Below are 839 nucleotides of genomic sequence, written 5' to 3'. Positions count from 1 at the left end.
CCGATGGCCAATGTGGGTGAGACGTCGCGCCAGGTGTTCAAGGCCCTGGTCGAATTCAACCGGCTTGAAATCCCCAATCTGAACCGTATCAAGATCGCCGAACTGTTTCGCCGCCCGATCGACTACATATCCGACAACCTGCGCAAATACTACTATGATTCACCCTTCCCGCTGTCGGCAAAAAGCCGCAAGATCGCCGTGCTCTGTCGGGAACTGCATACCGAGCTGGCCCTCGCCTACAAGATATTCATCGAGACCATGGTCGCGGGCGGTTCGGCCAAATTCGATCGCAAACTGCTGATCATCGCCGTTCACCGGGTGATGCGCCTGCTCTCCAGGGTCATCTATCAGTCGGTGATTGTTTATGACCCGGTCCCGGCCACGGTGTGGCAAGAGATACACCGCCTCTACGCCTATGCCGAGCAGAACGGTATCCATGAAGTGCCGGTCAGGGATGGCAGGAACGATGACAGCATCAGCACCATCGCCGCCCTGTACAAGCAGGCACTGCTGCTCTCCATCTGCTCACCCTACCGGTTGCGGCAGCGGGAGATCGAGAGCGTGTCGCACGCCCTGGATGACTGGGGCAGCCGCACGACCCTGCGCCTGCCGGGCGCCGAGCCGCTGAGCCAGTTCGACTTTGTGGCCAGGCTCTCCTCGGACTCCCCGCCCCTGCACCATGTGCTTGAAAACGAGGAGGCCGCCGATTCCCGCCGGGTGCTGAATACCCAGCCGCTGGTCGACATGTTGCGGGAGACCTGCGACACCCTGCCGGAGGATGACGGCGCCGCCGAGATGGGGCTGACGGAACCCCGGCTCTCCAGGCATCTGCTGCGTCG

General features: G+C 61.7%; 1 protein-coding gene. It reads left to right on the top strand.

Annotated elements, in window-relative coordinates; genetic code table 11:
* Positions 1 to 839 (top strand): hypothetical protein (locus tag NPX02_RS21235; RefSeq protein ID WP_260296063.1); only part of this gene is annotated, 839 nt, incomplete at both ends.

This window comes from Sedimenticola hydrogenitrophicus (assembly GCF_025175675.1).
Taxonomy (GTDB): Bacteria; Pseudomonadota; Gammaproteobacteria; order Chromatiales; family Chromatiaceae; genus Sedimenticola; species Sedimenticola hydrogenitrophicus.
The sequence above is the reverse complement of the archived record's forward strand: the minus strand, read 5'-3'. Positions and strand labels throughout refer to the sequence as shown.